The sequence below is a fragment of the Rhodococcus sp. IEGM 1354 genome (assembly GCF_030056855.1).
Classification (GTDB): Bacteria; Actinomycetota; Actinomycetes; order Mycobacteriales; family Mycobacteriaceae; genus Rhodococcoides.
In genome coordinates, this window is sequence record NZ_JASHKT010000006.1 from 1 (window position 1) to 26,224 (window position 26,224).

The following is a 26,224-nucleotide window of genomic DNA, read 5'->3' on the forward strand; positions in this document are numbered from 1 at the left end:
GGTGGGAGTGGGGCCTGCGGAATGACCTGTGGGGGTGGGAGTGGGGCCTGCGGAATGACCTGTGGGGGTGGGAGTGGGGCCTGCGGAATGACCTGTGGGGGTGGGAGTGGGGCCTGCGGAATGACCTGTGGGGGTGGGAGTGGGGCCTGCGGAATGACCTGTGGGGGTGGGAGTGGGGCCTGCGGAATGACCTGTGGGGGTGGGAGTGGGGCCTGCGGAATGACCTGTGGGGGTGGGAGTGGGGCCTGCGGAATGACCTGTGGGGGTGGGAGTGGGGCCTGCGGAACGACCTGTGGGGTTCTGGCGTGTCATGGCTGCAGCATCGGTGTCTCGCTGTACGGCGTTGATCGGTCGGCCTGGGGAAATGGAATGCCCTGTGCATGGCCGGTTGCCTGTGGATGGTGCAATTCCTGCTCCACTCGACGCACTCGCACGGGGGATTCTCCAACGAGAGATCGCGAGTGGAGCACGTTGTGCAGCGTCCACATCGTGAGACGCAGCGTGTGTGACGTCCATCACTATTTAGCAGATTTCTGACTCGATTCAGACGCCCGATTCAAACCGTACAAGCGTCCCGTAAAGAATTTTGTTCATTCCGTTCACCAACTGGGGATTCGTCGCTACCGACGAGTAACCACGTTGCCCGATCGGCGAGGTATGTGAGCGCCGAAAATTAGCAGACTTAGCAAAGGGCTCTGGAAAGCTAGCCAAGATTGGCACTAACAACTGGTAGACGCCTGTTTTCGGGTGTGCCATTGTTTTGGAGTACACCAGAAGGGCCTGGCAACGATGTGAAGATTCGTCTCGCGGCAGGCCGAGAAGCAGAGAAGAGACTGGAGCTCCGATGTCGACCACCGGCACCCCGAAGACCACCGCCGAGATTCAGCAGGATTGGGACACCAACCCGCGCTGGAAGGGCGTCACCCGTAACTTCACCGCGCAGCAGGTCTCCGACCTCCAGGGCACTGTGGTGGAAGAAGCCACACTCGCTCGCCGCGGCAGCGAGATCCTGTGGGATCTCGTCAACAACGAGGACTACATCAACTCGCTCGGTGCCCTCACCGGCAACCAGGCCGTGCAGCAGATTCGCGCCGGCCTCCAGGCGATCTACCTCTCCGGCTGGCAGGTCGCCGGCGACGCCAACCTCTCGGGCCACACCTACCCGGACCAGAGCCTCTACCCGGCCAACTCGGTGCCGTCGGTCGTGCGTCGCATCAACAACGCGCTCCTGCGCGCCGACGAGATCGCCAAGATCGAGGGCGACACGTCCGTCAAGAACTGGGTTGCACCGATCGTGGCCGACGCCGAAGCCGGCTTCGGTGGCGCACTGAACGCCTACGAGCTGCAGAAGGCCATGATCGTGGCCGGCGCTGCAGGTGTGCACTGGGAAGACCAGCTCGCATCGGAGAAGAAGTGCGGCCACCTCGGTGGCAAGGTGCTCATCCCCACCCAGCAGCACATCCGCACCCTGACCTCCGCCCGTCTGGCCTCGGACGTCGCCGACGTCCCCTCGGTCATCATCGCCCGCACCGACGCCGAGGCAGCCACGCTGATCACCTCCGACGTCGACGAGCGTGACCGCGAGTTCCTCGACGGAACCCGCACCGCAGAAGGCTTCTTCGGCGTCAAGAACGGCATCGAGCCCTGCATCGCTCGCGCCAAGGCCTACGCGCCGTACGCAGACCTCATCTGGATGGAGACCGGCGTCCCGGATCTCGAGGTCGCCAAGAAGTTCTCCGAGTCGGTTCGCAGCGAATTCCCGGACCAGCTGCTCGCCTACAACTGCTCGCCGTCGTTCAACTGGAAGGCGCACCTGGACGACGCGACCATCGCGAAGTTCCAGAAGGAACTCGGAGCAATGGGCTTCAAGTTCCAGTTCATCACGCTCGCGGGCTTCCACTCGCTCAACTACGGCATGTTCGACCTGGCACACGGCTACGCCCGCGAAGGCATGACCGCGTTCGTCGACCTGCAGGAGCGCGAGTTCAAGGCTGCCGAAGAGCGCGGCTTCACCGCCATCAAGCACCAGCGTGAGGTCGGCGCGGGCTACTTCGACCGCATCGCCACCACCGTCGACCCCAACACCTCGACGGCAGCACTGAAGGGCTCCACCGAAGAAGGCCAGTTCCACTAGAGGTACCGCCTCTCCTCACCTTCTAGCGCACCAGTCAGGCGGCCCCAGCGTTTCGTTGCGGGCCGCCTGACTCGTATCTGGGCACGTTTGCTGGTACCCCAGCAGAGTTACCCTCATCTCGCCTTATGCTGTTGTGCCGCAATGCAAATGAACAGGAGTGCTGTATGACGGTCGAGAGGGTGGGGATCGTCGGAGCGGGACAGATGGGCGCAGGAATTGCAGAGGTCTGCGCCCGTGCGCACGTCGACGTGCTGGTCTACGAACAGACTCGCGAACTGTCGGCAGCCGGCCGCAGCCGCATCCTTCGATCACTGGACCGCGGAGTGAGCAGCGGCAAGATCACCGAGCGCGAACGAGAACACGCCGCCTCCCGATTGCGGTTCACCTGCGACCTCGGGGACTTCGCGGACCGTCAACTGGTTGTCGAAGCAGTCCTCGAAGACGAGAAGGTCAAGTCGGCAATTTTCGCAGAGCTCGACGCGGTGGTGTCCGACGCGAAAGCCGTGCTCGCCTCGAACACCTCGTCCATTCCGATCACGACGCTCGCGTCGGCCACCGCGGCACCGCAGCGCGTCGTCGGACTTCATTTCTTCAATCCGGTACCGGTCCTGCCGCTCGTCGAACTGGTTACCACGAGCGCAACGTCCGATGTAGTGGCCGACCGCGCCGAAGCCTTCGCCGGAGATGTTCTCGGCAAGCAGGTGGTGCGGTCCGCGGATCGCTCGGGCTTCGTCGTCAATGCGCTTCTCGTTCCGTATCTGCTCTCGGCGATCCGCATGGTCGAGTCGGGATTTGCCACGAAGGAAGACGTCGACAAAGCAACGGTTCTTGGTTTGGCGCACCCGATGGGACCGCTCGCGCTCGCGGATCTCGTCGGTCTGGACACCGTCAAATCCATTGCCGACTCCATGTATTCGGAATTCGACGAGCCGCTGTTCGCGGCACCGCCGCTGTTGCTGCGCATGGTCGAGGCAGGACAGACGGGCAAGAAGACCGGGGCCGGTTTCTACCGCTACGAGAACGGCCGCGTAGCAAAGTAGTGGGCGTCTCGGGCGGGTCGCCGCGCAGCGGCCTGCCGAGCGCTATTGTCGGTCTGCCGATGCAAATCCTTCGATCCCAGGGAGCATGTCAGTGAGCAAGTCCAAGAAGTCGAACGGTCTGGTGCCCAAGGCATTCGGAATCGGGTTGGCCGCCACCGGCGCGGCCCATTTCGTGGTGCCGGAGGCTTTCGAAGGAATTACCAAGCTTCCGTTCCCCAAGGACACTCGAACCTGGATCAGTCGTAACGGGGCCACCGAACTGGCCGTCGGCGTGGCGATCGCATACCCCAAGACCCGCAAGATCGGACTGGTCGGTCTGGCAGCGTATGTTGGATGGCTCGGCGTCAATATCGCCAAGAACAGCTGAAGTTACTGTTGCGAACGACTCGTTTAGAGCAGGAATAGCCTGGTCGCAGCGGTAGCTGTGTTGCGCTTACACAGATGCGTAGGTAGCAATGTAGACATGACTTCAGCTACCGCTTACCAGGCCACCGCTCCGGACGCCCCGCTCGAGAAGGCGACGATCGAGCGACGCGCAGTCGGACCGAACGACATCCTCATCGACGTCAAGTTCGCAGGCATCTGCCACTCCGACATCCACACCGCTCGAAACGAGTGGGGTGGCACCACGTACCCCGTCGTTCCCGGACACGAGATCGCCGGCATCGTGGCCGAGGTCGGTTCCGAGGTGACCACCCGCAAGGTGGGCGACCGCGTGGGCGTCGGCTGCTTCGTCGACTCCTGTGGCGAGTGCGAGGCGTGCAAGGACGGCGACGAGCAGTACTGCACCAAGGGCGTCGTCCAGACGTACAACTCGAAGACCTACGAGGGTGAGTTCACCCACGGCGGCTACTCCACCCAGATCGTCGTCACCGAGAAGTTCGTTCTCGGAATCCCGGAAGGCGTCGAGCTCGACGTCGCCGCGCCGCTGCTGTGTGCCGGCATCACGCTGTACTCGCCCCTCAAGCACTGGGGAGCCGGCCCGGACAAGAAGGTCGCCATCATCGGTATGGGCGGACTCGGCCACATCGGCGTCAAGATCGCTCACGCCATGGGCGCGCACGTCACCGTGCTGAGCCAGACGGATGCGAAGGAAGCAGACGGCAAGGCCTACGGTGCCGACGAGTACTACGCCACCAAGGACACCACCGCGCTCAAGGATCTGCAGGGCAAGTTCGACCTGATCCTCAACACCGTCTCGGCGAACCTGCCCATGGGCAAGTACCTGGGACTGCTGGCCCGCAACGGTACCCTCGTCGAGCTCGGTGTTCCCGAAAAGCCCCTCGAGATCCCGGCATTCGCCCTGTTGACCAACCGTCGCTCGTTCGCGGGCTCGATGGTCGGCGGCATCGCCGAGACCCAGGAGATGCTGGACTTCTGCGCCGAGCACCACATCGGAGCCGAGATCGAGGTCATCCCGGCCGAGAAGATCAACGAGGCCTACGACCGCGTCATCAAGTCCGACGTGCGCTACCGCTTCGTCATCGACGCAGCGACGCTGTAACTAACTCCCTGTACGCGTGAATGGTCCATTGACCTGCCCAGACGGGGGTCGATGGACCATTCACGGGTTCGAAGAAAGTTTCAGCTTTCGGCCAGTCGCTGTTTCTCGTGTTCGACATCGAAATCTGCTGCGGGCCAATCGAGATCGAGCTTTTCGAGCGCGTCGATCAAGATTTCGGTGACTGCCAGCCTGCTGTACCACTTGCGGTCGGCCGGCACGACGTACCACGGTGCGTGGTCGGTATCCGTGCGATCGAGAACCCGCTGATACGCCGTCCGGTACTGCGGGAGGAATCCACGCTCGGTGACGTCACCCGGGTTGTACTTCCAGTGCTTCTCGGGTCGGTCGAGCCGTTCCTGCAATCGCTTCTTCTGCTCGTCCGCCGACACGAACAAGGCCACCTTGACGACGACCGTGTCCTCGTCGACCAATTCCTTCTCGAAAGCGTTGATTTCGTCGAATCGCTTCTCCCACACCTGCCGTGGCACGAGGTCGTGGACCGCGACGACGAGAACGTCCTCGTAGTGCGACCGATCGAACACCCCGATTCGGCCTGCTCGCGGAAGGGCTTTGCGGATGCGCCACAGGTAGTGGTGCTGCTTCTCTTCCTGTGTCGGCACCCCGAACGACGCGAGGTCGACGCCCTGCGGGTCGACCATCCCGATGACGTGCTTGACCATGCCGCCCTTGCCTGCGGTGTCCATGCCCTGCAGTACCAGCAGGACCGACTTGTTTCCGCCTGCGCGGCCATGGGCATAGAGCTTTTCCTGCAGCGCTGCCAGCACTGCACCGCGCTGCTCGAGGACGTCGTTGCCGTGTGCTTTCGCGCCGTCGAATCCTGGAGTGGCGGTGAAATCGATGTCCTCCACACGGGGAGAGGAACTGGCCCGCAGCACATCGACGGGAGAAAGAGTCCACAGTTTCGACTTGTCGGCCATAGGCGAGAAGACTACTTCTCTACCATGGGATTCATGGCCCCTACCATCGCAAAAGCCGAGACCGTGTCGCGTGAGCAACTGCTCGAGTTCGTCTCGCCGCGGCATCATCACACCCTGATCACCCGCAAGCGCGACGACGGTCTGCAGGTCTCCCCGGTGTCCGCAGGCGTGGACTCGGAAGGCCGCATCGTCATCGCCACGTACCCCGAGCGCGCCAAGGTGCACAACATCCGCCGCAACTCGGCCGTCACCGTGTTGGTGCACAGTGACGACTGGAACGGCGACTACGTGCAGGTCGACGGTACGGCCGAGATCATCGATCTCCCCGACGCCGTCGAGCCGCTGGTGGAGTACTTCCGCAGCATCGCCGGCGAGCACTCGGACTGGGACGAGTACCGCGCAGCGATGGTGAAGCAGGGAAAGTCGTTGATACGCATCGTGATCGAGACCTGGGGACCGATCGCCGCGGGTGGCTTCCCGCCCGGGAGGGTGTGACAAGCCCGCCCGGGAGGGTGTGACAAGCCCGCCCGGGAGGGTGTCAGCTAGCCCTTCAGCGGTGCCGCGAAGAGCGGTACTGCGTTGTCCAGTGCGTATCGGGTGCCTGCCACCGAGGCGGCCGAGAATGCGTTGGACAGGTCGGTATCACCCAGCACCACGAGGCGTCCGTCGCGGGCCGATGGCAGTCCCTGGATCAGGGGGTTCTCGGTGATGACCTCGGGTCCGCTGCCGATGGGGAACATGACCGTCAGGTCGGCGTCGAGGTTCGCGATGTTCTCCTCGGAGAGGTCGACGCTGAACTTCCCGGGTTGAGCGAGGTCCTGAATGGCCGGGGCGTTCGTCAGCCCGAGCGCTTCGAGGAAGTCGACTCGGGTGTCGCCGCGTACGTAGGCCCCGCTCTGGCCGCTGTACAGGGTGCCGACGGCGACGGACTTTCCGGCGAATTCCGGGTTTTCAGCCACGGTCTCGGCGAATTGGGCCTTGGTGTCGTCGATCAACTTCTTGCCCTCGTCGACCTTCCCGAGCGCCTCGGCGACGATCTCGGTCTGCCCGTCCCACGTGGTGCCGTAGGCGACATCGGTTCCCGGTGGGGCCGCAACCGTAGGTGCGATGTCGGACAGCTGGTCGTACACGGCCTTGTCGTTGGTGCTTCGGGTCCACAGGATCAGGTCCGGTGCCAAGGCTGCGACCGACTCGGCGTCGATGTCGTAGGTGGCCAGGATCGTGGGGTCGGTGTCGTACTTTTCGGTGACCCACGGTCCGAGGCCGTTGCCTCCGACGCCGAGCCAGTCACTGGCCCCGACGGGTTGCACGCCGAGGGCCAGTGCGGTCTCGGCATCGGACCAGCCGAGCGCAACTACCCGCTGAGGATCGGCCGGTACCTCGACCTCCCCGAACATGTCGGTGACGACGGTGCCCGCAGAGGCCGAATCGGCCGAGTCGCCGTCGGAATTACTGGATCCGCACGCGGACAGGGTCAGAGCGAGGGCCACGACTGCCGCAGGCAGGGCCAGAGATCGAGAAATGCGCATAGGGCACGCTAACCTATCAAGCGCGGAAGTGCTCCACGATCTTCGCGCAGAAAGCCGGCAGGTCGTCGGGGTTACGACTCGACACCAGGTTGCCGTCCACGACCACTTCCTCGTCGACGACGGTGGCACCGGCGTTGCGCAGGTCGGTCCGAATGCTCGGGTAGGACGTCACCGTGCGGCCTGTCAGTACGTCTGCTTCGGCCAACGTCCACGCGCCGTGGCAGATCACTCCCACCGGTTTGCGCGCCTGTACGAACGCGCGGACGAACTCCACGGCGTCGGCGTCCACGCGCAGTTGATCGGGGTTCGTGGTGCCGCCGGGCAGAATCAATGCGTCGAAGTCGTCGACCGATACCTCGCCGACGATCCTGTCGACACTGAACGTGTCGCCTGCGTTCACGTCGCTGTTCATGGCTTGGATGTCGCCATGATCGAGCGACACCAATGTGACTGTGCCGCCGGCATTTTCGACGGCTTCGCGCGGCTGCACCAGTTCGACCTGCTCGACACCGTCGGTGGCGAGTACGGCAATTCGGCGTCCGGACAATGTTTCGTTGCTCATGCTCGTTCGGATTACCGGCACCATCGACTTTCAAACGAGAACCGTGTGCGCGGCAATGGTACGAATGAACACATGAGCGAATCACCGATCGAATCACCGACCGAGGATCGCGTCGAGCAGAACCTGCCGATCGCGGACGAACCGGATGAGCCCAGTGCGATCGACCTCCCCGTCGAGGCCGACGCCACGGACGTCATCGAACAACGCACCGAAGTTCCTCTCGACGACGAGTACGACGAGCGCTAGGACTTACCCGGCTCGCCGTCCACCAGAGGATGCGGCTGAGATTTGAACTTGGCCGGTGAGCCGTCGGCCATCGCTACCCCGTGGATGCCGCCCCACATCATCATGCAGAGGTAGTCGATCAGGTCGTCGGCGGACATGGACTTGTTCGAGATCCACCAGTGCGTGGCCAACTGGACGGCACCGACGATGGCAAACGCCCACGGCACCGAACCGCCCGAATCCATCTCGCGTTGGCGCAGCCGCTCACCCAACACGGTCGAGAGGAGTTCGGCGATCATGCGCTCGGACTCGGCCACCACGTCCCGGTTGTTGCCGGCGTTGTTGGCCATCACGTAGAGGTACACCTCGGGATCGGTGGCCACCGTCTCGACGTAGGCGGTGACCACCACCCGGGTCAGCTCGTACTCGTCGAGCTCGTGAGAGATCGCGGAGTAGATGCGCGGCGCGAGGGTGGTCTCGACGTACCGGGACATCGTCGCGCTGGTCAGATCGTTCTTGTCGGTGAAGTACCGGTAGAGAACCGTCTTCGAGATACCGATCTCCGACGCGATCTCGTCCATCCCGATCTCACGACCACGCAGCCGGATCGCGGCCAACGTACCGTCGACGAGCTCCTCGCGTCGGGCAATCTTGTGCTCTCGCCATCGACGCTTGCGGCCGTCCGGTTTCTCGGTTTTGGGCTTGTCCGCGTCCGCCTCGGGGGCGTCCTCCGAAGCTGCCGCCGCACTATTTTTCACCACGTCACCCACCTTATGCGTCGGGCACGACACAGGAGGGGGCCGTGCCCGGTTGATCGGTTGCGATTCTGGGCACAATGTCGGGTGTGCAGCTCATGAACTTCGACGACGAGACCAAGCGTCGCGACCTCCGCAAGATGAAAACCGTCGCGACGGGATTCCTCGTCTTCGCCTCGATCGTCTATCTCTTCTGCCGCTGGCAGGAGTCCACCGGTGCCGGGGCTTGGGTGGGGTACGTCCGAGCGGCGTCGGAAGCGGGCATGGTGGGCGCGCTGGCGGACTGGTTCGCGGTGACGGCGCTGTTCAAGCACCCACTGGGCATTCCGATTCCGCACACGGCCCTGATCAAGAAGAAGAAGGATCAGCTCGGTGCCAGTCTGAGCTCCTTCGTCGGCAGCAACTTCCTCGCCCCCGAGGTGGTCTCGGAGAAGGTCGCGTCGGCTCAGGTGCCGTTGCGGCTCGGCACCTGGCTCGCCCAACCCGACAATGCGGAACGGGTGGCGGCCGAGGCGGCAACGGTGCTGCACGGTGTGGTCGACGTGCTCAACGACGAAGACATCACCGCCGTCATCGACAGCACCATCGTGCGCCGACTGGCCGATCCGCAATGGGGACCGCCGATCGGCCGCATCCTCGACGAGCTGCTTCGCGAGAATCGTCAGCTGCCGCTGATCGACATGCTGGCCGAACGGGCTCATCAGTGGGCACTGGGCAGCCAGGAGATGATCGATCGCGTGGTCGCCCGGGACTCGCCCAACTGGTCGCCGAAGTTCGTCGACACGCTGCTGGGGGAGAAGGTCTACAAGGAACTCGTCGAGTTCACGTGGAAGATCCGCTCCAATCCCGAACACGAGGTGCGCCTGGCGGCGAACAAGTTCCTCGTCGACTACGCCAACGATCTGCAGAACGATCCGGCCACCATCGAGAAGGCCGAGAAGCTCAAGGCGCAGATCATGGGCCGCGAGGAGATCACCGGCCTCGCCGCGTCGACGTGGAAGGTGGCCAAGCGTCTGATCACCGAGTCGGTGGACGATCCGACGAGTACTTTGCGTAACAAGATCAAGGAGAACACGGCCAACTTCGGCATTCGGCTGCGCGACGACGACGAATTGCGCGGAAAGGCCGACGGTTGGCTGCTCGGTGGGGCCCGTTACATCGCTGCCAACTACGCGGACGAGATCACGACGATCATCGGCGACACCGTCGCGCGCTGGGACGCCGAGGAAGCGAGCAGGAAGATCGAGCTGCAGGTCGGACGGGATCTCCAGTTCATCCGGATCAACGGCACCGTCGTCGGTTCCATCGCAGGACTGGCGATCTTCACCATCTCCGATCTGATCTTCGGGCACTAGTGCTAGCAGAGTGCTTGCAATAGTTAGCACCCTTCGGTACCGTCCAGTAGGACACCGAAACCAGGAGGCCGAGATGGCCGAGAACGAGGGGGATCTGGTCGCCAAAGCGACCGAGGCGACGCAGGTGGTCGCCGAGGCCGGGGACCTTGTCGCCGCAGTCGTCACGACTGCAGCCCAGGACATCGGAAGCTACATCCGGTCCCAGCGAGAAGCCGCACAAGTATCCATGCGGCAGCTCGCGAGCCGGGCCGGAGTGAGCAACCCGTATTTGAGCCAGATCGAACGCGGACTACGTAACCCGTCCGCAGAAGTGCTTGCGCAGATAGCCAAGGGTCTGCGCGTCTCCTCCGAGGTGCTGTACGTCCGGGCCGGGATCTTGGAAGCGCGTCCCCACGGTCCGGTGCGCGAAGCTCTGCTCGGCGATGAGCACATCACCGAACGGCAGAAGCAAGTGCTGATCGAGATCTACGACTCGTTCTGTCGTGAGAACGAGTCGACGCAAGAGCCCGAAACCGACGAACAGGAGACACCAGATGTCTGATTCCAAGAACTTCGAGAACGTCAAGACCCCCATCTTCGCAGCCGTCGGTGCCGGCGACGCGGTCGTCCAGGCGGTAGCGGACGTCGTCGCTCAGGTGCGTTCGCGCGCCGAGAGCCGCACCAGCGAGGTCAATGCTCGCATCGCAGACCTCTCCGAAGAGGTCACCGAAGGCGTCGAGTCGCTCCGCGAGCGCCTGACGAACCTGCCTGCAGAGCTGCCCGACGAGATCGCCGAACTCCGCGAGCGCTTCACCCCGGACGAGCTTCGCAAGGTAGCCGAGGCGTACCTCAAGGTCGCGTCCGATCTGTACACCTCGCTCGCCGAGCGCGGCGAAGAGACCGTCGAGCGCATCCGCCGCACCCCGGCAGTCGAAGACGGCCTCGAGCGCGCCAACTCCGCCGCCAACGACGTCGTCGACCTCACCGAGCAGGCACTGGGAACCGTCGCCTCGCAGACTCGCGCAGTCGGCGAGCGGGCCGCGGCTCTGGCCGGCATCGCGTCGGACAAGGTTCGCGAAGGTGCCGACGAGATCTCCGAGGCTGCCGACGAGCTCGCCGAGAACATCGACGAAGCCGGCGACGAAGCCAAGGACAAGGCCGTCGAGGCGTCCGACAAGGTGAGCGGCGTGGCAGGCAAGGTCGAATCCAAGACCCGCGGCACCGCCGACGCACCGATCAAGAAGGCTGCTCCGGCACCGGCCAAGAAGACGGCACCGGCACCGGCTGCCAAGAAGACCGCACCGGCACCGGCCAAGAAGGCTCCGGCCAAGAAGACCACCAGCTAAAGCACTCGTAAAGGAAACGACCCCTGCACCGCACGGTGCAGGGGTCGTTTCTCGTACACTGGGCGACGTGATTGCGAGCAGCTTCTCCCAGACGATCTTCTTGCTCCTGCAAATCATCTCGATTGCAGGAGCGGCGTACGCAATCTTTCACGCACTACGCCAGCGCGCCGACGCTTTTCCGGCCACCGGCAAGCTGACCAAGAATGCCTGGTTGGGCATCCTGGCCGTAGGACTGCTGCTGACGCTGATCGGCCCGATGGTCATCATGTTCTGGATCATCGGCGTCGTCGCGATCGCGGTGTATCTGGTGGATGTTCGTCCCAAGATCGACGGCATTCAGCGCGGACCACGCTGGTAGAGGGGCTTCAAGCACCCGTTCGGTGCTGGGCGTAATCTCTACCGCACCCGCTCGGGGGTCACAGGTAGAGGGGAATATCAGTGGTTTCACGCAAGGTAATCGAACGCTCGCTGCTCGGAGTCGGAGGCATCGCCGCGGCCGCGAGCATCGGGGCCTTCGTCGTTCGGCGACGTCGACTGCATTCGTTCACCAAGACCACGGACGTGCAACCCGACGAGTTGCTGCAACATCCCACTGTCGAGCCGACCGTCACCGAAGTCGTCACCGACGACGGCGCACACCTGCATGTGCGTAGCTACGGTGACCCCGATGCCGAACCGGTCCTGTTCAGCCATGGTTGGACATGCTCGGCCGATTACTGGTTTCCGCAGATCAATGCGCTCGCGGGTCGCTACCGCGTCATCGTCTACGACCAGCGCGGACACGGGCGCAGCGACGTCGGAACACGTCCGCTGAGCCCCGACGTACTGGCCGACGACCTGTCGGCCGTTCTCTCGGCCACCGTCACCGAGGACAACAAGACCGTCCTGGTGGGGCACAGTATGGGCGGCATGTCGATCATGGCGTGGGCCGGAAACTACCCCGATCAGGTCGACCGTCTGGTCAGCGCCGTGCTGCTCGCCAGTACGGCGACGGATTCCCTCGTTCGCGAGACCACCGTCATCCCGTTGCCGCAGCGCTTCCCGCGGGTACCAGCCCCGGTGGGACGCGCTGTGCTGAGCTCGGCGCTGCCGCTACGGCCGTCCCCGGTGACCCGCCAGGCCATCAAGTACATCTCGATGGCTCCCGGTGCCACGCCGGCCGAGGTGGCGTTCTGCGAGAAGATCGTGCTCGAGTGCGCGCCGCGTACCCGAGGGATCTGGGGCGCTGCGCTGAGCGACCTCGACATCCGCGAGGCGCTCGAGAACATGTCCGTGCCCACCAGCGTGCTCGTCGGATCTGCGGATCGGCTGACCCCGCCGGTGCACGCGCGCAAGCTCGCCCGAGCACTCGACGACCACGACCACCTGAGCCGACTGATCGTGATTCCCGGAATCGGCCACATGAGCTCGGTGGAAGCGATCGACGACTTCAACGCCGAAGTGGTTCGCCTGCGGAACCTGTGACCCGAACGATCTAGCTGAACACCACGGTCTTGCGGCCGTGAACCAGGACTCGATCCTCGAGGTGCCAGCGCAGGCCGCGGGAGAGCACCAGCTTCTCGATGTCTCGGCCCTGCCGCACCATGTCGGTCACCTCGTCGGAGTGGTCGACGCGGATGACGTCCTGCTCGATGATCGGACCTGCGTCGAGCTCGGCGGTCACGTAATGGCACGTCGCGCCGATCAGCTTGACGCCACGGGCGAACGCCTGGTGGTACGGCCGAGCACCGACGAACGACGGCAGGAAGCTGTGGTGGATGTTGATGGCGCGACCGGCCCAGTGCTCGCACAGCGACTCGGGCAACACCTGCATGAAGCGCGCCAACACCACTGCATGCGGGTCGTAGGAGTCGACGAGTGACCGGACTTCCTCGAAGGCCGGTCCGCGCTCGGACGGGTCCTTGGCGAACTCGACGTGATGGAAGGGTGTTCCGTGCGCCGCAGCAACGGGCTCGAGCGACCTGTGGTTGCCGATCACTGCCGAGATCTGAGCGGGTAGCTCCCCGCCGGCCGCGCGGCCCAGGAGATCGTGCAAGCAGTGTGCTTCCTTGCTCACCAGCAGTACGACTCGCTTGGGTGCGCCCGAATCATGCAGTGCCCATTCGGTTTCCGGGCCGAGCTCGGCAGCCACTTCGGCGAAGCGGGCCCGCAGATCCTCGACGCTCATGCTCACCGACGAAGCCCGCACGGCCTGACGCGTGAAGAACCAACCGGTATCGGGATCGGCGTGATAGGCGGCCTCGACGATCCAGCCGCCGACCTCGGCGAGGAACGTGGAGATACGGGCGACGATGCCCGTCTTGTCTGGGCAACCGAGGGACAGAACGTAGCGGCGATCCTCGGACACGGAAGAACTCATGGGGGCAATTCTCTCAGGGCGCTCGCAACCCGGTTGCCACCAGTGTCCCGAGATCGATCGAATCGATGCCGCGCTCGGTCAGCGACGCGAACAAGTCCGCTCGAATCCGCCCGACGGCTGCGTCGTCGAACGGGGTGAGGGCACCGCGCAGAGCACTGCCCAACACGAAGCTCCACACGAACGACTCCGTGGCGGGTGCATGATTGCTCAGCTCGACCACCCGGACGTCCGTCGTACCGGCCGCCGCGAGCCACGTACCCAGCAGATCGGCCGTCTCCATCCGCCGGATCGGGTGCTTGTCGTACCCCTCCTGCGCGAGGCGGCCCACCTGCTCGGTGGACGGCGAATGTGCTGCGATCACCTCGAAGTACGCACGGGAGAACGCCTCGATCGCGCCCTGACGCCAGACCGTCACCCCGACGCCGCCACCCGGCCGGACCAGCGACACCAGACGCGAGAAGTCCCGCTCGGGATCCGGCAGGAAAAAGATGCCGTACGAACAGGCCAGGGCGTCGTATCCGGCGTCGGGAACGGTCGACGGCGGTTCCCAGGCCGTGGCGTCGGCGACGACGAAGTCGATGTTGCGCAGGGCGCGCTCGGTGGCTTTCACCCGGCCCACCTCCAGCAGGTCGTCGGCCAGGTCGACGGCATGGACCAGGCCGTCGGGACCGACAGCTGCTGCGGCGAGGAGCGCGGACGCTCCCGTGCCGGAACACACGTCCAGTACGGCGTCGCCGGATCGCAACCCGAGAGCGAATGTCAGCGACTGCCCGGCCGGGCCCCAGACCAGCGGCGTCACCGCGTCGAACTCGCTGCTGGTGGCGTTGAACGTGTCGGCGAGCGAGGCTGCGTCCATAGCCGAGAATGGTAGACCGACAGGGCCGCGACATGCGGTGCTGTGAAAAGCTGGGTTCATGACACTCACCCGCGCTGCCCTCGCCGGAATGGTCGATCACACCCTGCTCAAGCCGGAGGCCACTGCCGCCGACGTGGAGGCCCTCATCGAGGAAGGTCGCGAGCTGGGAGTGCTCGCCGTGTGCGTCTCCCCGTCGATGCTGCCGATTCGCGCCGAGGGAATGCTCACCGCAGTAGTTGCCGGATTCCCGTCGGGCAAGCACCATTCGCTGATCAAGGGATCCGAGGCGCGGCTGGCCGTGCAGCAGGGGGCCGACGAGGTCGACATGGTGATCGACGTCGGCGCGGCCATTGCCGGGGACTACAACGCCGTGCTGGCCGACATCGTGACCGTCCGCGAAGGCATCGGCGACGCCGTACTCAAGGTGATCATCGAATCGGCAGCGCTGTCCGACGAGGCGATCGTCGAAGTGTGCCGCGCCGCGGAGAAGGCCGGTGCTCACTTCGTCAAGACATCCACCGGATTCCATCCCGCTGGCGGCGCGAGCGTCGAGGCGGTGCGGCTGATGGCCGAGACCGTCGGCGGACGACTGGGCGTCAAAGCCAGCGGCGGCATCCGCACCACGGACGCCGCCCTGGCCATGATCGACGCCGGTGCCACGCGGTTGGGGCTCTCGGGCACCCGCGCGGTACTCGACGGGCTGGGGTAGAGCGACTGCGTCGCATGTGAGCGCTGCGCCTTCAGGTCGTTCCGCAGGCTCCACTCCTGCCTCGTAGCCCACTACGAGGTTCCACTCACATGGATTACGCAACCAGCGAGCAACCCTCGGGCGTCTGCTGATTCTGGTTCTGCTGAGTGGCCGGGATGGTGTACTGGCCGCCTTCGAGGGCGAGTTCGATGCCGTAGTCGGTGACGGTCAGCGACGTCGGGGCCATGTCCAGCGGGTACGCCTGCAGGCTGTCGGTGAGCACGCCGACGACGGAATCGACCAGATCGGTAGGGATTCCCAGGCCCAGAATCGACGCGTCGACGGTCTGGACATCGACCTTGCCGCCCGTGACCTGTGGCTTGACGGTCAGCTTCGCGAGCGCGCCGACGGCGAACTCGAGGGTGCCCGCCGACGCGTCGGACGTGACGCCCGAGACGATCGCACCGATGCCCTGGCTCTGCAGGGTGCGAGTGATGCCGTCGGTCGACCACGAGATGTCGGCACTCGAGCTGCCGATGGTGCCGCCGCTGTCGGCGCTCTGGGTCAGGTTCAGATCGTTTGCCTCGGCGTGGACGACCATGCCCTCGGCCGGACCGAATCGGGCATCGTCGCTGTCGACGGTCACCGACGAAACCTTCTTGTCGACCAAGGACAGCAAGACCGGTTTGAAGCCGAGACCCACCTCCACCTGGCTGCCGAGCTCGGACTCGAGCTGGCCGGCGAGGCAGGATTTGATCTGCTGCCGAACGAACAGTTCTCCGCCGATGACGGCGACGAGGAGGACAACAACAACGGAGACTGCGATCAGCGGTACTGTGCTGCGCCTGGCTGAGGATGTCATTCCCGGCAGTCTTCCCGATGTTTCTGAGCAAGCTCTGTGAAACTCACCGAGTCCGGGGATTGGCGGCCAAAGTTTGTGATGTGTAACACATTCTCACGTACTCTTGCTGCATGAGCACGATAGGACCGAGTGTGCAGGAGCTGCACTCGCTCGCTACCCGGCAGGACGGCTACTTCACCGCCGAACAGGCCGGTGAACTCGGCTTCGATTCTGCGATGGTGCGCGTCAACCTGGCCACGGCCACGTGGACTCGCGTCGAGCGCAACCTGTTTCGGCTCGGACAGTGGCCGCACAGCGAACTCGAAGTGTTCGCCATGTGGTGCGCGTGGTTCGGCGGCGAGGCGGTGATTTCACATCAGAGCGCCGCCGAACTGCACGGTTTCGGTCACCTGCACCCGCAGTTCGTACACCTCTGCGCGTTCGGCGACCTACGACTGACCGACACCCGTCTGGCAGTCCACCGACTGCAGCTCGAGCCGCGTGACGTCGAATCGGCCGGCACGTTCAACATCACCACTCCGGTGCGCACGGTTCTCGACCTCGCGGCGGGCGGAATCTCGCAGATCACCCTCGACGAGGTGGTGGGCGACGCCGTGGCCATCGGTCGCGTCGACCCGCAGGCGTTGTACTCCGAGGCCAGCGGCAGCACCGATCGAGTGGCCGAACGCGTCGAACTGGCGCTGTCCGCCTGTACGTGATCGCTAGCCCGCGTGCACGATCCGGGTGCGGGTGACGACGAAGCCTGCGCGCTCGAAGGCTGCCCGCATGGGTACATTTGCCGCATCGGTGGTTCCGACTATCCGGTGCTGCCCGTCGTCGTGGTGTATCCGGACCATCTCGGACAGTAGATCGTCGACATAGCCCTGACCACGATGCTCGGGGAGCACCCCGAGATAGCTGATGGCCGCGTCGTAGGCATTTCTCGTCGGCACGACGAAGCCCACCGTCGTGCCGTCCAGTCGGCCCGCGATCTGCCAGGACTCCCGCCGCCCCGGTAGCGAACCGTAGAAGGCGAGATCGTCCGCGGCGAGTGCGGCGACGCCGTGCTCGGCGACCATCTCTCGAGTGTGGGAGTCCAGGCTTCCGGCTGCGACGGCCTCGAACACTTCGAGGAACTCTGCATCGGTGCCCGCCGAGAAGCGCAGGCGGGTCGACGTCTCGGGCCGCGGGTTGTCGGCCGTCCGGGCGAACGAAACGCGTTCGGTCGTGCGGGTGAAACCGCCCCTGTGTGCAGCCGATGCGCGCCACTCCAACGCCCGTGACAGAGAGTGGTCCATCGAGTTCCCCACCGGCACATCGACATTGAACTCCAGTGCGGTGCTGTGATCGAACGCTGCACGGGCGGCACCGACCAGGGCAGCGCCGACGTCGTCCGGTCTCTCCTCGTTCGGGGCGACCGACAGGCAGTCGAGGGTGACCGGGCTGGTTGCGTCGGAACGGCCCCACCACACCGCGCGCCCGACCGGACGGCCGGCGCGTTCGGCCAGCCATATCCACTCGAACCGGTAATTGCCCGATGCCATGTCCGCGCGGAGGCGAGCTGAATCGACCCACTCGACTGGTTCCGCAGTGCGCCACTGCTCGAGGACCTCGAGGTCGCCGGGCTCGCACGGCCTCACAGTGAGAAGATCAGGGACGTCCATGCGGATCTCCTTCGCAGCAGGATCGGTCACGTCGGGGCGACCGTGGACCAGGGCACCGTGAGCACGTTGTCTCGCATGCGGCGGCGGGGGAGTGCAACCGGGAGTCCTTGCTCGGCAAGCACTTTCAAGGACGCCCGCCACCGCAGTCGGGGTCCGAACGGTGCCAGTGGTGCCGAGACCGACCACGCGCGGTCGGCGCGGCGGAGCACATCGTGGATCAGCTCGCCCTCGATGTTGCGGTGTATCAACACTTTCGGAAGCCGCTCCGCGATGTCCGACGGCATCTCGACATCGAACGGGTCCCAGGCCAGGGTCAGAGATCGCGGCCCGTCGGCGTCGAGCAGCACCCATGCGCAGCGTCGACCGAGTTCGTCGCACGTGCCGTCGACCAGCAGGCCGCCGGGTGCCAGGCCCGACAGAATGCGGTGCCAGGCACCAGGAACCGCGTCCTCGGGATATTGCCGCAGCACGTTGAAGGCCCGCACCAGATTCGGTCGCAGTCCGGCCAACTCGAAACCGCCACGGGCGAATTCGACGCCGTCGCTTCCTTCGACGACCCGCGCGGGATCGATTTCGAGACCGGTGACGCGAACATCGGGCCGAATCGTGCGGAGGCGTCCGGCGAGTTCGAGGGTGGTGTTCGGCATCGCCCCGTACCCGAGGTCGACGACGAGGGGATCCGGTGACTCGAGCAGGACGCGTCGCACATCGGGATCGTGCATCAACCACCGGTCGCTGCGACGCAACCGGTTGATGCCGGTGGTGCCGCGAGTGATGACGCCTTCAGCAGGAGTGGAGCCTGCGGAACGACCCGGATGGGGAGTGGAGCCTGCGGAACGACCCCGGTGAGGAGGCTTCAGTGGGCTAGGCGTTCTTCTCGAGCCAGGTCGCGGTCACTTCGCCCTCGCCGCGCCACAGGTCGATGAGGTTGACGAGCATCAGCTGTTCGAGTTTGCCGCCGATGAACGGCAGGAACACCTTGGCCTCGGAGGACGTGCGCAGCGTCGAGCCACCGTTGGTGGGGAACAGCGAGGTGGTGCCCTTGAGTGAGCCGGGTCCGGCCGGAATCGACGCGTCGTAGTGCCCCGCCGTGGTTTCCCCGTACGCGTCGAAATGCACGTTGCGGGTGATGACCATGTCTTTCTTCATCACCGTCTGTGCGATGTCGGGTAATTCGGTACGGGGAATGACGTGGTGCATCACGATGTCGATTCCGGCGTCGGACACCTCGAAGCTCTTCAGCTCGTTCTCCGAATACTTACGCATCTCCTCGATGCGCGCGTCCCAATGATCGCGACTGGACAGCGCTGCATAGACCTGCTGCGTCGAGTGGGTGAACCGGGCAGAGTAGTTCATTCGGCGAGCCATAGTGCGCCAGGTTACCCAGGAGTGGAGCCTGCGGAACGACCCGGTTGCTCAGTTCGTGTTCGCGGCAATCCAGTTACCGGTGAAGTCCTGCTCGTTGTCGATGAGCGAGAGGACCTGCTCGCTGATCATCGCTTCGATCTTCCCGCCGAAGATGGGGACCTTGACCTCGGTGGTGCCGGCCAGAGCGACGGTGGTCGTCTCGCCCTTACCGTCGAGGCTGGTGGTGCCGGTGATGCGCGCGGGTGCTCCTTCGACGGTGGCTCCGAAGGTGCCCGCGGCATGGGTGCCGTCGAACCGTCCCCAGCTCTCGGTGCGTTCGATGATGAGGTCGCCCTTCTTGAAGGCGGTCACCGCGGACGGCAACTCATCTTCGGGGACCGACTGGGTCATGACGACGTCGATGGTGCCGTCGCCGACGGTGACGCTCTTCAAGCTGGCACCGGGGCCGCCGATCTGCTCGATGCGGTCCTTCCAGTACTGCTCGGAGGTCAGCGCTGCGTGGACCTTGTCGGCGGAGGCGGGCACAGTCGAACTGTGCTCAATAGGGCGAGGCATCCCCGCAGGTTACCGGGTGACTCTCGCGTTCGTGTGCGACCGGTAGCGTGGGAGTCCGTGCCTACTGCAATTTCCGAACTCACCACCATCCGGGTGGGCGGCCCAGCCCGTGAATTCTGTGTCGCGACGACGGGTGACGAACTGGTGTCTGCCGTGCGCGACGCGGACCGGGCGGGAACAGACGTGCTGGTCGTCGGCGGGGGATCGAACCTGGTCGTCGGCGACGACGGGTTCGACGGTCGGGTGATTCGGGTGACCGGTTCGCGACTGGACATCGACGGAGAGATCGTGACCGTCGATGCGGGCGTCGAGTGGGATGCCGTCGTGCAGGCGACGATCGATGCAGGTCTGTCCGGGATGGAGGCACTCTCGGGGATTCCTGGAACGACCGGCGCGACGCCGATTCAGAACGTCGGGGCCTACGGTGCGTCGACGTCGGAATTGCTGCACAGTCTCACCGTCTACGACCGGCAGACCCAGGAGACGTCGGTGTGGACGCCGGAGCAGTGCGGATTCGGAACGCATCGCTCGTCGGTGTTCAAGCGATCGTCGCGCTACGTGATTCTGGACGTGACGTTCGCGCTGAAGAAGACCACCGAATCACTGCCGGTGCGCTACGCGGCGTTGTCGGAGCGGCTCGATGTGCAGATCGGCGACGTCGTTCCGGTGCCCGACGTACGCGCAGCGGTGCTCGCGCTGCGCGGTGAGCGTGGAATGGTGCTGGCCGCGGCCGATCACGACACGTGGAGCGTGGGGTCGTTCTTCCTCAACCCGGTGTTGCCGGAGGTGCCGGAGCAGGCAACCCACGCGCCGAGCTTCCCCGACCCGGCCGGCACCAAGATTCCGGCGGCCTGGCTCATTCAGAACTCGGGATTCCCTCGGGGCTACGGCACCGAGTTCGGCCGCGGTACCGCGGCCCTGTCGACCAAACATGTACTCGCGATCACCAACCGGGGCGGGGCCACCGCGTCGGACATCATGGCTCTTGCCGCGCACGTCCGAGACGGTGTGCAGGAGAAGTTCGGGGTCACGCTGACCCCCGAGTGTGACCTCGTCAACTGCGCGCTGGGTTAGAGCCGCCGGAAACGGCGCATACGATGGAGCTTTGCAAGTGAAAGCTCGTAGGAGGTAAATCAGTGCAGGTCACCAGCGTGGGACATGCGGGATTCCATATTCGGACCGACGCCGGGAGCATCCTGTGCGATCCGTGGGTGAATCCGTCGTTCTACGCGTCGTGGTTCCCGTTCCCCGACAACTCGGGCCTGGACTGGGACGAGTTGGGTGATTGCGATTACCTCTACGTCTCGCACCTGCACAAGGACCACTTCGATCCGAAGAACCTGGCCGAACACGTCAACAAGGACGCGACGGTGTTGCTGCCGGACTACCCGGTGCTCGATCTCAAGCACGAGCTGGAGAAGCTCGGCTTCCACAAGTTCTACGAGACCACCGACTCGGTCAAGCACACGCTGACCGGGCCCAAGGGCGACCTCGACATCATGATCATCGCGCTCCGCGCGCCTGCCGACGGCCCGATCGGCGACTCCGGCCTGGTGGTGTCCGATGGGAAGACCGTCGCGTTCAACATGAACGACGCGCGGCCGGTGGATCTGGACATGATGACCGAGCAATTCGGTCCGGTCGACGTCCACATGCTGCAGTACTCGGGCGCGATCTGGTACCCGATGGTCTACGACATGGTCTCGCGCGCGAAGCGGAACTTCGGTATCCAGAAGCGTCAGCGACAGATGGATCGTGCGCGCCAGTACATCGAGCAGGTCGGCTCCACCTGGGTTATTCCGTCGGCGGGCCCGCCGTGTTTCCTCGACGACGAACTGCGCTCGCTCAACGACGTCTACGGCGACCCGGCCAACGTGTTCCCGGACCAGATGGTGTTTCTCGAGCAGATGCGACTGCACGGCCACGACAAGGGTCTGCTGATGATTCCGGGTACGACGGCCACGTTCGAGGGCGCGGCCCTGAAGTCTCATGAGCATCCCATTCCCACGGCCGACGCCGAAGCCATCTTCACCACCGGCAAAGCCGAGTACATCGAGGCCTACGCCCAGCGTCAGGCGTCGGTGATCGCGGCCGAGAAGGCAGGCTGGGCACCGGCCGAGGGAGAGCCGCTCCTCGAGCCGCTGCGCGGACTCTTCGAGCCGATCATGGCGCAGACGGATCTGATCTGCGACGGCATCGGCTACCCCGTCGGAATTACGATGGGCGACGAGACGGTTGTGCTGGACTTCCCGAAAAGGATTGTCCGAGAACCGATCTCGAACGAGAAATTCCGTTACAGCTTCACCATCCCGCCAGAACTCGTACGCACCGCAGTGCGTGATCAGGAGCCGGACTGGGTCAACTCGATCTTCCTGTCCACCCGGTTCCGGGCCCGACGGGTCGGCGGGTACAACGAGTTCCTGTACACGTTCTTCAAGTGCCTCACCGACGAACGCATCGCCTACGCGGACGGGTGGTTCTCCGAGGCGCACGACGACACGGCCACCATCACGATGGGCGGCTACGAAATTCAACGTCGCTGCCCGCACCTGAAGGCGGACCTGACGAAGTTCGGCATCGTCGAAGGAAACAAGCTCACCTGCAACCTGCACGGCTGGGACTGGAACCTGGACTCGGGCCGCTGCCTGACGTCGAAGGGACACGAGCTGCGCTCGCAGAAGCTCTGACTCGTCGTCGACGGTCCGCTGTGAGACTGCCCCCAAAAACAGTGGGAAATGTGTGGTAGTTCGCAGACGCAGGTACGTTGGACAACGTGCATGAGCAGGTAGAACAGACAAAACGGACGCGCATGGTGTGGTTGGTCACCGTGCTCGTCGCACTGGTTGCCCTAGTAGCCGGCTGCACCGTCGGATCGGGCGACAAGAGCCCGGGTGCTTCGGCACCGACGACCGAGGCAGCGCCCGTCGCGCAGATCACGCAGAACCCGGCCGAAGGTGCCACCGACGTCAGCCCCGTCGCACCCATCTCGTTGTCGGTGACGAACGGAACGCTCACCCAGGTCGAGTTGACGAACCCGGACGGCAAGGTCGTTCAGGGGGCGCTGGCACCCGACAAGGCGTCCTACGCCGTCACCGAGCCGCTCGGGTACGGGGTGAAGTACACGTGGTCGGGATCGGCCGTCGGCGCGGACGACAAGACCGTGCCGATCGAGGGCAGCTTCACCACCGTCGAACCGGACAGTCGCACCTCGGTGAGCACCAACATCGGCGACGGCCAGGAAGTCGGCATCGCAGCGCCGATCATCCTGCAGTTCGACTCGGCGATCGAGGACAAGGCAGCCGTCGAGAAGGCGCTGACCGTCACCACCAACCCGCCGACGCCCGGCGCGTGGGCGTGGTTCCCCGACGACAACGGCTCGCGCATCCACTGGCGTCCCACCAACTACTGGACGCCCGGTACGACGGTCTCGGTGAACGCCAAGCTCTACGGCGTGAACTACGGCGACGGTGCTTACGGTGCCGACGACGTCACCCTGAACTTCAGCATCGGACGCAGCCAGGTCGTCGTCGCCGACGCCACCAGCCACCGCATGCAGGTGGTGCGCGACGGCGCGACGATCATGGACATTCCCGTCAGCTACGGCGAAGGCAACGAGGACCGCAACGTCACCCGCAGCGGCATCCACGTCGTCACCGAGAAGCACGAGGACTTCCTGATGTCGAACCCGCCGTTCTACGAGAACGTGCGCGAACGCTGGGCGGTGCGCATCTCCAACAACGGCGAGTTCATTCACGCCAACCCGCTGACCACCGGCGTGCAGGGCGCATCGAACGTCACCAACGGATGTATCAACCTCTCGACCGAGGACGCGCAGCAGTACTTCGGCACGGCGATGTACGGCGACCCGGTGGAGGTCACCGGGACCCGCATCGACCTCTCCGCAGCGGACGGTGACCTGTACGACTGGGCCATCGACTGGCCGACGTGGGAGTCGATGTCGGCGCTCCCGGCCGGCGGGGCACCAGCAACGACGACGCCTGCGACAACGGCACCCGCGACGACGACGGCACCTGCGCCCGCTGGGTAGAGCGCTGCGCGCATGTGAGTGGAACCTCGTAGCCCACTACGAAGTTCCACTCACATGGGCTACTTGCGGGAGAAGCGCCCCGGACCGGCCTGATCGCGTGGCTTGATGATGATCTGATCGAGATTGACGTGCGACGGGCGCGAGGCGACGAAGCCGATCACCTCGGCGATGTCGCTTGCCACCAACGGCGTGATGCCCTGGTAGACCGCGTCGGCCTTGGCCGCGTCACCGTCGAAGCGGACGAGTGAGAACTCGGTTTCCACGGCACCCGGCGCGACCTCGGTCAACCGCACGGGCTTGCCGAGCAGCTCTCCGCGCAGCGTCCGATGCAGTACGGCCTGAGCATGTTTGGCGGAGGTGTAGCCCGAGCCGTTGTCGTAGGCCTCGAATGCCGCGACGGAGGTGATGGTGACGATCAGGCCGTCACCGGAATCGATCAGCTTGGGCAGCAACGCTTTCGTGACGCGGAGTGTGCCGAGAACGTTGGTCTCCCACATCCAGCGCCAGTCGTCGAGGTCGGCGTCGATCACCGGGGCCAATCCCTTTGCGCCACCGGCATTGTTGATCAGGACGTCGACGCGGGGAATGACGGCGGTGAAGGCGGCCACCGAATCCTCGTCCGTCACATCGAGTTCCAGGGCGGTGCCATTGATCTCCGACGCCAATTCTTCGAGGCGGTCGAGCCTGCGTGCGCCGATGACGACGTGGAATCCGTCGGCGGCGAGTTGGCGCGCAGTGGCCGCGCCGATGCCGGAACTCGCTCCGGTGACGACGGCGATGCGGGTATCGGGTGCGATGTGTGCGGGCGAGGTCATGGAGAAATTCTAGTTCGGGAGAAACAGCGCATCCGGACGGGCCCGATTGGACAATCGGGTGTCGAGTGCTAATTTTGGGTTCATGTCCGCCAGCGAGACCACCGCGATGCGGGTCACCTATGTGACCGCGTCCCTCGGGTCTCGCCTCCCGCTTCCTCGGGAATTGTGTTGTCTCGGCCAAGGAACCTGTCTCTAGCCTTCTCGCGCTACGGACAGTCGATTCGCGTGACGTGGACCTCTCGGGTCCGCCTCACCCCTTGACCTGCATCACTTCGCACCTTTGTCGACGTCGTACACAAGACGAAGGTCTCCACTGCTGAGGAACTCGACGGATGTCCGTATCCACGCTGCACCACCACTCTCGCCCCACCGCCCTGCGCTCGCCGGCGCGGTCCACCGGCCACACCCCGTCGCGATCGCGGGTCCAGCTCGTCGCGCCCGATCTGCGGATTGCCGACAGTCCCGCGGCATCGGTGCTGCGGGTCGCGTGCGTCGAAGGCCCGATATCGCGTGACAGTGCCGCTCGTACAACGGGTTTGAGTACCGCCACGGTCAATCGTCAGGTGTCTGCTCTGCTCGGCGTCGGATTGCTACGCGAGCGCGCGGACCTCACGGCCGCCGGTGCGATCGGACGACCCCGGGTGCCGTTCGAGGTCAATCACGAGCCGTTCTCGACGATCGGGATCCATATCGGTGCCGTCGTCACCGGGATCATCGTCAGCGACCCGCGCGGAAAGATCCTGGGGGCTGTCGAGATTCCCACGCCCAGCGGGTCCGCCGATGCGGCGCTCGTCTCGATCACCCGCAGCGCCGGGGCCTTCGCCGGCAGATGGCATCGGCGCACCCCACTGTGGGTGGGGGTTGCCCTCGGCGGCCGTGTCGACACGACGACCGGTACCGTCGATCATCCGCGTCTGGGCTGGGAGAACGCCCAGGTCGCCACCGTCATCGGCGGTGGGCTGGGGCTACCGATCTCTGTGTCCGGCCACGTCGAAGCGATGGCGGCGTCGGAACTTCTGCTCGCGCCCCGCGTATCCGACGCCCCTGCTCCGCCGAGCAGCACCGGCACCTCGCTCTACTTCTATGCACGCGAAAGCGCAGGTATGGCGCTGACGATCGACGGGCGCGTGCACACTCCGTCCAGCGGACCCGGGTCGATCGCTCACCTGCCCACCGGCTCGTCGGTGCTGTGCAGCTGCGGCAACCGGGGGTGCCTCGAAGCGGCCGTCAGCGATCGCGCGATCGTGACCGCGGCGATCGACCGCAACATCATCGCGGGCGTAGCCCGCGGAGCGACCCAGATGACTGCCCCGCAACCCCGGCCGACTATCTCCGCCGTGTACCGAGCCGCGACCGACGGTTCGGAGGCCGCTCGGGAATTGCTCGTCGAACGTGCCGTCACGCTGGGCCGAACGGTCGCCTTGTTACGCGATATGTTCAATCCGGATCGAGTGGTACTCGGCGGCCAGGCGTTCACGGCGTATCCCGCTGGGATTCCGCACGTGGGGGAGGCCTTCGCCGCCAACTCGACGTTGCCGCGCAGGGACATTCGGGTCACCGGATTCGGGGACAGGGTGCAGGAGTTCGCCGCAACGGTGGTTTCGCTCAGTTCCCTGTACTCGGATCCACTGGCCTCGATGCGCCGAGCAGCCGCGTAAGTTGA

General features: G+C 64.9%; 29 protein-coding genes and 1 pseudogene. 17 read left to right on the top strand and 13 right to left on the bottom strand.

The features are described from left to right. Positions 1 to 312 (bottom strand): annotated as a pseudogene (locus QM588_RS14240) (hypothetical protein); the annotation flags it as partial. A gap of 532 nt (positions 313 to 844) precedes the next feature. On the opposite strand from QM588_RS14240, the gene aceA reads away from it, so the two are divergent. From aceA to QM588_RS14260, 4 genes are all read left to right on the top strand, one after another. After that, positions 845 to 2,134: an isocitrate lyase gene (gene aceA / locus QM588_RS14245; protein WP_027498404.1), complete on the top strand. Its 1,290-nt coding sequence runs from the start codon at positions 845 to 847 to the stop codon at positions 2,132 to 2,134. A 164-nt stretch (positions 2,135 to 2,298) separates the two neighbouring features. After that, positions 2,299 to 3,174, top strand: a complete 876-nt coding sequence (locus QM588_RS14250) for a 3-hydroxybutyryl-CoA dehydrogenase (RefSeq protein ID WP_283314192.1) — start codon at positions 2,299 to 2,301, stop codon at positions 3,172 to 3,174. A gap of 85 nt (positions 3,175 to 3,259) precedes the next feature. After that, complete coding sequence (locus QM588_RS14255; RefSeq protein WP_205914000.1) at positions 3,260 to 3,541, top strand: hypothetical protein; 282 nt, start codon at positions 3,260 to 3,262, stop codon at positions 3,539 to 3,541. Positions 3,542 to 3,637: 96 nt separating this feature from the next. Further along, positions 3,638 to 4,678: an NAD(P)-dependent alcohol dehydrogenase gene (locus QM588_RS14260; protein WP_222066204.1), complete on the top strand. Its 1,041-nt coding sequence runs from the start codon at positions 3,638 to 3,640 to the stop codon at positions 4,676 to 4,678. 80 nt (positions 4,679 to 4,758) lie between these two features. On the opposite strand, the gene QM588_RS14265 is transcribed toward QM588_RS14260, so the two are convergent. Then, positions 4,759 to 5,616 carry a polyphosphate kinase 2 family protein gene (locus QM588_RS14265; protein WP_283314195.1) on the bottom strand — a complete coding sequence of 286 codons (858 nt, stop codon included), beginning with the start codon at positions 5,614 to 5,616 and terminating at the stop codon, positions 4,759 to 4,761. A 33-nt stretch (positions 5,617 to 5,649) separates the two neighbouring features. Here QM588_RS14265 and QM588_RS14270 point away from each other — a divergent pair, with 33 nt between their 5' ends. Next, on the top strand, positions 5,650 to 6,111 hold the full coding sequence (locus tag QM588_RS14270; RefSeq protein ID WP_283314198.1) for a PPOX class F420-dependent oxidoreductase: 462 nt from the start codon (positions 5,650 to 5,652) through the stop codon (positions 6,109 to 6,111). Between the two features lie 47 nt (positions 6,112 to 6,158). Here QM588_RS14270 and QM588_RS14275 read toward each other — a convergent pair whose 3' ends face one another. Continuing rightward, a complete protein-coding gene (locus QM588_RS14275) occupies positions 6,159 to 7,145 on the bottom strand; it encodes an iron-siderophore ABC transporter substrate-binding protein (protein ID WP_283314199.1) in 987 nt (328 codons plus the stop codon). 16 nt (positions 7,146 to 7,161) lie between these two features. After that, the gene (locus QM588_RS14280) at positions 7,162 to 7,707 is read right to left on the bottom strand and encodes a type 1 glutamine amidotransferase domain-containing protein (protein ID WP_283314200.1); all 546 of its coding nucleotides are present in this window, start codon (positions 7,705 to 7,707) and stop codon (positions 7,162 to 7,164) included. A 72-nt stretch (positions 7,708 to 7,779) separates the two neighbouring features. Here QM588_RS14280 and QM588_RS14285 point away from each other — a divergent pair, with 72 nt between their 5' ends. After that, positions 7,780 to 7,953, top strand: coding sequence for a hypothetical protein (locus tag QM588_RS14285; RefSeq protein ID WP_230073331.1), 174 nt, complete (start codon positions 7,780 to 7,782; stop codon positions 7,951 to 7,953). On the opposite strand, the gene QM588_RS14290 is transcribed toward QM588_RS14285, so the two are convergent. Then, positions 7,950 to 8,690, bottom strand: coding sequence for a TetR/AcrR family transcriptional regulator (locus tag QM588_RS14290; protein WP_283314799.1), 741 nt, complete (start codon positions 8,688 to 8,690; stop codon positions 7,950 to 7,952). The genes QM588_RS14285 and QM588_RS14290 overlap by 4 nt on opposite strands. Before the next feature lie 77 nt (positions 8,691 to 8,767). Between QM588_RS14290 and QM588_RS14295 the strand changes: the two genes are divergently transcribed. The 5 genes from QM588_RS14295 (at position 8,768) to QM588_RS14315 (ending at position 12,831) form a co-directional block, all read left to right on the top strand. Beyond that, complete coding sequence (locus QM588_RS14295) at positions 8,768 to 10,042, top strand: DUF445 domain-containing protein (RefSeq protein WP_283314201.1); 1,275 nt, start codon at positions 8,768 to 8,770, stop codon at positions 10,040 to 10,042. A gap of 73 nt (positions 10,043 to 10,115) precedes the next feature. Beyond that, a complete protein-coding gene (locus QM588_RS14300) occupies positions 10,116 to 10,583 on the top strand; it encodes a helix-turn-helix domain-containing protein (RefSeq protein WP_027498394.1) in 468 nt (155 codons plus the stop codon). Further along, positions 10,576 to 11,367 carry a heparin-binding hemagglutinin gene (locus QM588_RS14305; RefSeq protein ID WP_283314203.1) on the top strand — a complete coding sequence of 264 codons (792 nt, stop codon included), beginning with the start codon at positions 10,576 to 10,578 and terminating at the stop codon, positions 11,365 to 11,367. The genes QM588_RS14300 and QM588_RS14305 overlap by 8 nt, the downstream gene beginning before the upstream one ends. 67 nt (positions 11,368 to 11,434) lie before the next feature. Further along, the gene (locus QM588_RS14310; RefSeq protein ID WP_283314206.1) at positions 11,435 to 11,725 is read left to right on the top strand and encodes a DUF2516 family protein; all 291 of its coding nucleotides are present in this window, start codon (positions 11,435 to 11,437) and stop codon (positions 11,723 to 11,725) included. An 80-nt stretch (positions 11,726 to 11,805) separates the two neighbouring features. Continuing rightward, positions 11,806 to 12,831: an alpha/beta fold hydrolase gene (locus QM588_RS14315; RefSeq protein WP_442972928.1), complete on the top strand. Its 1,026-nt coding sequence runs from the start codon at positions 11,806 to 11,808 to the stop codon at positions 12,829 to 12,831. A gap of 10 nt (positions 12,832 to 12,841) precedes the next feature. Here QM588_RS14315 and purU read toward each other — a convergent pair whose 3' ends face one another. Together purU and QM588_RS14325 are read right to left on the bottom strand one after the other, a co-directional pair. Beyond that, positions 12,842 to 13,726: a formyltetrahydrofolate deformylase gene (gene purU, locus QM588_RS14320; protein ID WP_032365183.1), complete on the bottom strand. Its 885-nt coding sequence runs from the start codon at positions 13,724 to 13,726 to the stop codon at positions 12,842 to 12,844. 13 nt (positions 13,727 to 13,739) lie between these two features. After that, positions 13,740 to 14,582, bottom strand: coding sequence for a class I SAM-dependent methyltransferase (locus QM588_RS14325; protein WP_283314209.1), 843 nt, complete (start codon positions 14,580 to 14,582; stop codon positions 13,740 to 13,742). Positions 14,583 to 14,640: 58 nt separating this feature from the next. On the opposite strand from QM588_RS14325, the gene deoC reads away from it, so the two are divergent. Then, on the top strand, positions 14,641 to 15,291 hold the full coding sequence (gene deoC / locus QM588_RS14330) for a deoxyribose-phosphate aldolase (RefSeq protein ID WP_135041367.1): 651 nt from the start codon (positions 14,641 to 14,643) through the stop codon (positions 15,289 to 15,291). 94 nt (positions 15,292 to 15,385) lie between these two features. Here deoC and QM588_RS14335 read toward each other — a convergent pair whose 3' ends face one another. Continuing rightward, the gene (locus tag QM588_RS14335) at positions 15,386 to 16,132 is read right to left on the bottom strand and encodes an LmeA family phospholipid-binding protein (RefSeq protein WP_283314210.1); all 747 of its coding nucleotides are present in this window, start codon (positions 16,130 to 16,132) and stop codon (positions 15,386 to 15,388) included. A gap of 110 nt (positions 16,133 to 16,242) precedes the next feature. Here QM588_RS14335 and QM588_RS14340 point away from each other — a divergent pair, with 110 nt between their 5' ends. Next, positions 16,243 to 16,830 carry a type IV toxin-antitoxin system AbiEi family antitoxin domain-containing protein gene (locus QM588_RS14340; protein WP_283314212.1) on the top strand — a complete coding sequence of 196 codons (588 nt, stop codon included), beginning with the start codon at positions 16,243 to 16,245 and terminating at the stop codon, positions 16,828 to 16,830. A gap of 3 nt (positions 16,831 to 16,833) precedes the next feature. On the opposite strand, the gene QM588_RS14345 is transcribed toward QM588_RS14340, so the two are convergent. From QM588_RS14345 to QM588_RS14360, 4 genes are all read right to left on the bottom strand, one after another. Next, positions 16,834 to 17,805, bottom strand: a complete 972-nt coding sequence (locus QM588_RS14345; RefSeq protein ID WP_283314214.1) for a GNAT family N-acetyltransferase — start codon at positions 17,803 to 17,805, stop codon at positions 16,834 to 16,836. Then, the gene (locus QM588_RS14350; protein WP_283314217.1) at positions 17,802 to 18,497 is read right to left on the bottom strand and encodes a class I SAM-dependent methyltransferase; all 696 of its coding nucleotides are present in this window, start codon (positions 18,495 to 18,497) and stop codon (positions 17,802 to 17,804) included. The genes QM588_RS14345 and QM588_RS14350 overlap by 4 nt, the downstream gene beginning before the upstream one ends. 142 nt (positions 18,498 to 18,639) lie before the next feature. Further along, a complete protein-coding gene (locus QM588_RS14355) occupies positions 18,640 to 19,143 on the bottom strand; it encodes a DUF2505 domain-containing protein (RefSeq protein WP_032372341.1) in 504 nt (167 codons plus the stop codon). A 48-nt stretch (positions 19,144 to 19,191) separates the two neighbouring features. Further along, positions 19,192 to 19,698, bottom strand: coding sequence for a DUF2505 domain-containing protein (locus tag QM588_RS14360; RefSeq protein ID WP_283314219.1), 507 nt, complete (start codon positions 19,696 to 19,698; stop codon positions 19,192 to 19,194). A gap of 57 nt (positions 19,699 to 19,755) precedes the next feature. Between QM588_RS14360 and QM588_RS14365 the strand changes: the two genes are divergently transcribed. From QM588_RS14365 to QM588_RS14375, 3 genes are all read left to right on the top strand, one after another. Continuing rightward, positions 19,756 to 20,772 (top strand): UDP-N-acetylmuramate dehydrogenase, encoded by a 1,017-nt coding sequence (locus QM588_RS14365; RefSeq protein WP_283314220.1) that lies wholly within the window; start codon positions 19,756 to 19,758, stop codon positions 20,770 to 20,772. 62 nt (positions 20,773 to 20,834) lie between these two features. After that, positions 20,835 to 22,385 (top strand): MBL fold metallo-hydrolase, encoded by a 1,551-nt coding sequence (locus tag QM588_RS14370; protein WP_283314221.1) that lies wholly within the window; start codon positions 20,835 to 20,837, stop codon positions 22,383 to 22,385. A gap of 122 nt (positions 22,386 to 22,507) precedes the next feature. Then, positions 22,508 to 23,746 carry a L,D-transpeptidase gene (locus QM588_RS14375; protein WP_283314223.1) on the top strand — a complete coding sequence of 413 codons (1,239 nt, stop codon included), beginning with the start codon at positions 22,508 to 22,510 and terminating at the stop codon, positions 23,744 to 23,746. A 59-nt stretch (positions 23,747 to 23,805) separates the two neighbouring features. Here QM588_RS14375 and QM588_RS14380 read toward each other — a convergent pair whose 3' ends face one another. Beyond that, complete coding sequence (locus QM588_RS14380) at positions 23,806 to 24,561, bottom strand: SDR family NAD(P)-dependent oxidoreductase (RefSeq protein ID WP_283314225.1); 756 nt, start codon at positions 24,559 to 24,561, stop codon at positions 23,806 to 23,808. A 332-nt stretch (positions 24,562 to 24,893) separates the two neighbouring features. Between QM588_RS14380 and QM588_RS14385 the strand changes: the two genes are divergently transcribed. Further along, complete coding sequence (locus QM588_RS14385; protein WP_283314228.1) at positions 24,894 to 26,219, top strand: ROK family transcriptional regulator; 1,326 nt, start codon at positions 24,894 to 24,896, stop codon at positions 26,217 to 26,219. The last annotated feature ends 5 nt before the right edge of the window (positions 26,220 to 26,224 follow it).